Genomic DNA, 4,409 nt, shown 5'->3' on the forward strand with positions numbered 1-4,409 from the left:
AGCCGGGCAAGGCCCGGCAACGCCAATTCACGCGGGTTCCGCCGTAGCGTCCGCGCTCACTTCAAGCGATACCTCGGATCGATAGATCCTCAACCTTTGGCATCGGGTCAGAAATGCTTTGCTCGCCGGGCCCGCGGCGAGCGCTGCATGTATTACATTTGTGCGCCCCAAAGCCAAATCCAATTGGAGGGAGGCAAAGAGTTTGATCGAAACGGGGCGAGTCGCATCGCCGTACTGGCGACGGATCGCACCATCGATCTTGCGGATGCCGTCGTCGCCGGCATCCGTCGCATGGAGGATGGCGCCGACCTTGCCGCCTGCGATGGCGGACTCGACCTTGGCGAACCCGGCCACGACGATCCCGGCTTTGTTGGCCATCGAAAGCGCCTGGAGGCAGTCGCGGGCCAGCAAGTCTTCGGTATCCGCGGCCAGCGTCGGCGACACCAAAACCTTGGTCTTGAAGCCGCGGGCGAAAGACGACTTCTTCACCGCCTGCGCCACAATGCCGGCATTGGCGGTGACCCAGACGCCGCGGCCCGGCAGCTTGCGCCGGATGTCCGGCACCACCGTCACGTCCGGGCCGACGACGAAGCGGATCATCGTCTCGGGATCGGCCTTTTGCCGGGTGACGATGCATGTGCGCTCCGGCCCGGTCTCGTCGTCCTTGGGTGTTGGCATCAAAGTCCACTCATCTCGCCGTTCCCTTCTCCCGCCTGCGGGAGAAGGTGGCCCTCGCGTGAGCGAGGGTCGGATGAGGGACGTCGGTGTGCCCGCCCTCGAACGTGTCTATCCGTCACCGCCCTCATCCGACCCCGACTGACGTAGGGGCCACCTTCTCCCACGATGTGGGAGAAGGGAGAATTCTACTCCTCGACAGCCTCTTCCAACTCTTCGGCCGGTTCCGGCAGCGCGTCGATCCAGCCTGCCGCGAGGCGGGCGCGCATGATCAGCGCTTCCGCGTCTTCGCGCGAGATTTCCAGCCCGTCGAGGAAGCCCGCATGTTTCGTCGACTCGCCCGCCTTGCGCTCCGTCCAGCCGGACAGGTCGTCGGTGGCGCAGCCGGCGAGGTCTTCGATGGTTTTCACGTCGTTCTCGCCGAACTTGACGAGCATCGGCAGCGTCACGCCTTCGATCGTCTTCAGCTCGTCCTGCACGCCGAGTTCGACGCGCTTGGCATCCTGCTCCGCGTCGATCTTGGCGAGATAGTCGCGCGCCCGGGTCTGGATCTCGGTGGCGGTGTCCTCATCGAAGCCTTCGATGGAGGCGAGCTCGTCGGACTCGACGAAGGCCAGTTCTTCCACCGAGCGAAAGCCTTCCGAGGCCAACAGTTGGCCCACAACCTCGTCGACGTCGAGCGAGCCCATGAAGGTTTGGGTGCGCTCGTTGAATTCCTTCTGCCGGCGCTCGGACTCTTCCGCCTCCGTCAGGATGTCGATGTCCCAGCCGGTGAGCTGCGAGGCCAGACGCACGTTCTGGCCGCGGCGTCCGATCGCCAGGGACAGCTGATCATCCGGCACAACGACTTCGATACGGTTGGAATCCTCGTCGAGCACCACTTTGACCACTTCGGCCGGCTGCAGCGCGTTGACGATGAAGGTCGCGCTGTCCGGCGACCAGGGAATGATGTCGATTTTTTCGCCCTGCAGCTCGTTCACCACGGCCTGGACGCGCGATCCGCGCATACCGACGCAGGCGCCGACCGGATCGATGGAGGAATCCCGCGAAGTGACGGCGATCTTGGCGCGCGAGCCGGGATCGCGGGCGACGGACTTGACCTCGATCACGCCGTCATAGATCTCCGGCACTTCCTGCTTGAACAGTTTCGCCATGAACTGCGGATGGGTGCGGGAGAGGAAGATCTGCGGGCCGCGCTGTTCACGGCGGACGTCGTAGACATAGGCCCGCGCCCGATCGCCCGGCCGGAACAGCTCGCGTGGAATTGCCTCGTCGCGGCGGATGGTGGCTTCGCCGCGGCCGAGATCGATGATCACGTTGCCATATTCGACGCGCTTGACGACACCGTTGACGATGTCGCCGATGCGGTCCTTGAACTCTTCATACTGCTTGTCGCGCTCGGCCTCGCGCACCTTCTGCACGATGACCTGCTTGGCCGATTGCGCGGCGATGCGGCCGAAGTCGAAGGGGGGCAGGGTTTCTGCGATCCAGTCGCCGACTTCGGCGGCAGGGTTCTTCTTGCGCGCGTCGGCGGGGAGAATCTGCGTGGCGTCGTTCTCGATCTCGTCGACCACCAGCAGCAGGCGGGAGAAGCGGACTTCGCCGGTCTTCGGGTTGATCTCGGCGCGGACCTCGGTCTCCTGGCCGTAGCGGGAGCGCGCCGCCTTCTGCATCGCGTCTTCCATCGATTCCAGGACGATCTGGCGGTCGATGTTCTTTTCGCGCGCGACGGCGTCGGCGATTTGCAGAAGCTCGAGCTTGTTGGCGGAAATCGCCATCGCAGTTCTCCTCGGTCTCAGTGTCTTGGCGGCGCGGGGGCGCCGGGCGTTTAAAATCAGTGCGGCTTGCGCGCGCTGGGCTGGGACGGACGGGCCGGCGGGCCTGTCCTGGGTTTCTTCTTGAAGGCGGCCTGGAGGCCGGGCGGCAGGACGGGCTTGCCCTTGGCGGCGTTGCGCGCGGCAAAACGGCCGGGGCCTTTGACCGGCGCGTCCGCGTCGGGGACTTCGTCCTCTTCTTCGGGCAGGCCGGCCGCCTCGCGGGCGGCCTTGGCGGCGCGGAAGGTCTCGCGGATCAGCTCGTCGGTGAGGATGATGCGGCCGTCCGAAATATCGGCGATGGGCAGGGTAACGGTCGCCGTCTCGCCCGGCTTGGTGTCGGTGCGGGTGAACGTGATGGCGGGCACGGTTTCGTCTGCGGATCCTTCATGGAAAGCGTCGATGGTGCCGCGGAAGCGCTTGCGCCCCTCGATCAGCTTGAGCATCTCGATCTTGGCCTCATAGCCGACGGCGCGCTGAAAATCGGAGACGCGGACCAGCGGCCGGTCGATGCCGGGCGACGAGATTTCCAGGCGGTAGGCGTCGGACTTGATGGGATCCTCGACGTCGAGGGCCGGCGACAGCGCCTCGCTGATCTTCTCGCAATCTTCCACGCTGAGCGTGCCATCCGGCCGCTCGGCCATGATCTGCAAAATGGTCATGCCGGAAATCGACAGTTTGACCCGCACCAGGCGGAAGCCGAGGTCGCGCAACACCGGCTCCGCGACGCGGGCGACATGCTGCGCGACGCCGGACTCGGTGGCGAGGCGGGGTTCGTCGAGCAGGGTTTTGTCGGCAAGGTTTTGGCCTTGCTCTGGGGGAGTCTGGTCGCTCAAGGGCGGTACGGGCTTCCGGATACAAAAAAGAGCGGGTCCGGCAGGGCCCACTCTCAAACGGTTCACGATGAGGTTGATGGAAGCGAATGTAGCGCGGTTGGGGGGCGGGGGCAAGGGCGGCGTGCGGCGGTTGTCCGGGCATGTCCCCGCGATGTCATCCTGGGTCGCGCGAAGCGCGAGCCCGGGATCTATGAAAACGCGGATGCAGGACAGGCTTCAACATGGTGTTCGGTTCTTCGAACGGTGTTCATGGATCCCGGCTCTCCGCTTCGCTCCGGCCAGGATGACATCAAAGGGGCGGCACTTGGCACTTCAAAACCCCTCCCCTTCCCCCAATCCCAAAAACCTGTATAAGGCCCTAGCGCTCCGCCTCTGGCAGACGCCCGCTTCCCCATGCACCCGGCTGGACGACATCCCGGCCCGGCGCGCGTCGCAAGCGTTTTTCCAGCCCGTCCCATCCGATCTCGATCGGCGGCGGGCCCTCCCAACCTCGAAAGGAACCACGATGTCGATCACCGCAGAGCGCAAGCAGGCGCTTATCACCGAATACGCCAACACGGTCGGCGACACGGGCTCGCCCGAGGTTCAGATCGCGATCCTCACCGAGCGCATCACCAACCTCACCGACCACTTCAAGACCCATGCGAAGGACAATCATTCGCGCCGCGGTCTTCTGAAGATGGTGTCGAACCGCCGTCAGCTCCTCGACTACGTCAAGGGCAAGGACGAGCCGCGCTACAAGAGCATCATCGAGCGCCTCGGCATCCGCCGCTAGGTCTCAATCCCTCGGCGCGGCCCCCGCCGCGCCGTTTTTATTAGATCCCGGCGGCATGGGCTGCCGGGTTTGTTGGGCCTTCTGCGCCCAGACGAAGAGCACCGACCACCGTGCCATGGCAGGATCGCCAGGCGCTGTCGTACCAGCCCTCATGGTGAGGAGCATTCCCCCGGGAATGCGTTCCGAACCACGAGGGCGGGCCGCAATCCCTCCTGGTTCGAGACGCTTGCTCCGCAGGCTCCTCACCATGAGGGGATCGTGACAGCCTCTCGCCGTCTTGTTGTGGCGCCCGCCACGGTCGGGGCCGCA

At 65.1% G+C, this 4,409-nt stretch carries 4 protein-coding genes; 1 reads left to right on the top strand and 3 read right to left on the bottom strand.

Annotation, left to right across the window (positions count from 1 at the left end):
- Nucleotides 1-27: 27 nt before the first annotated feature.
- The 3 genes from GSQ79_RS01095 to rimP all read right to left on the bottom strand — a co-directional run bounded on the left by GSQ79_RS01095 (nt 28) and on the right by rimP (nt 3,325).
- The gene (locus GSQ79_RS01095) at nt 28-678 is read right to left on the bottom strand and encodes an RNA-binding protein (protein WP_158806896.1); all 651 of its coding nucleotides are present in this window, start codon (nt 676-678) and stop codon (nt 28-30) included.
- A 185-nt stretch (nt 679-863) separates the two neighbouring features.
- Nucleotides 864-2,453, bottom strand: coding sequence for a transcription termination factor NusA (nusA, locus tag GSQ79_RS01100; RefSeq protein WP_158806897.1), 1,590 nt, complete (start codon nt 2,451-2,453; stop codon nt 864-866).
- A gap of 56 nt (nt 2,454-2,509) precedes the next feature.
- Nucleotides 2,510-3,325 carry a ribosome maturation factor RimP gene (gene rimP, locus GSQ79_RS01105; RefSeq protein ID WP_158806898.1) on the bottom strand — a complete coding sequence of 272 codons (816 nt, stop codon included), beginning with the start codon at nt 3,323-3,325 and terminating at the stop codon, nt 2,510-2,512.
- A 505-nt stretch (nt 3,326-3,830) separates the two neighbouring features.
- Between rimP and rpsO the strand changes: the two genes are divergently transcribed.
- Complete coding sequence (rpsO, locus tag GSQ79_RS01110; RefSeq protein ID WP_158806899.1) at nt 3,831-4,100, top strand: 30S ribosomal protein S15; 270 nt, start codon at nt 3,831-3,833, stop codon at nt 4,098-4,100.
- Nucleotides 4,101-4,409: the final 309 nt, after the last annotated feature.

Source organism: Beijerinckia sp. L45 (assembly GCF_009765775.1).
In the GTDB taxonomy this organism is placed as follows: domain Bacteria; phylum Pseudomonadota; class Alphaproteobacteria; order Rhizobiales; family Beijerinckiaceae; genus RH-AL1.

Bases quoted from the DNA above. Each gene is read 5' to 3' on its own strand.
- GSQ79_RS01095 (WP_158806896.1), bottom strand. From the start codon at position 678: ATGCCAACACCCAAGGACGACGAGACCGGGCCGGAGCGCACATGCATC.
- nusA (WP_158806897.1), bottom strand. From the start codon at position 2,453: ATGGCGATTTCCGCCAACAAGCTCGAGCTTCTGCAAATCGCCGACGCC.
- rpsO (WP_158806899.1), top strand. From the start codon at position 3,831: ATGTCGATCACCGCAGAGCGCAAGCAGGCGCTTATCACCGAATACGCC.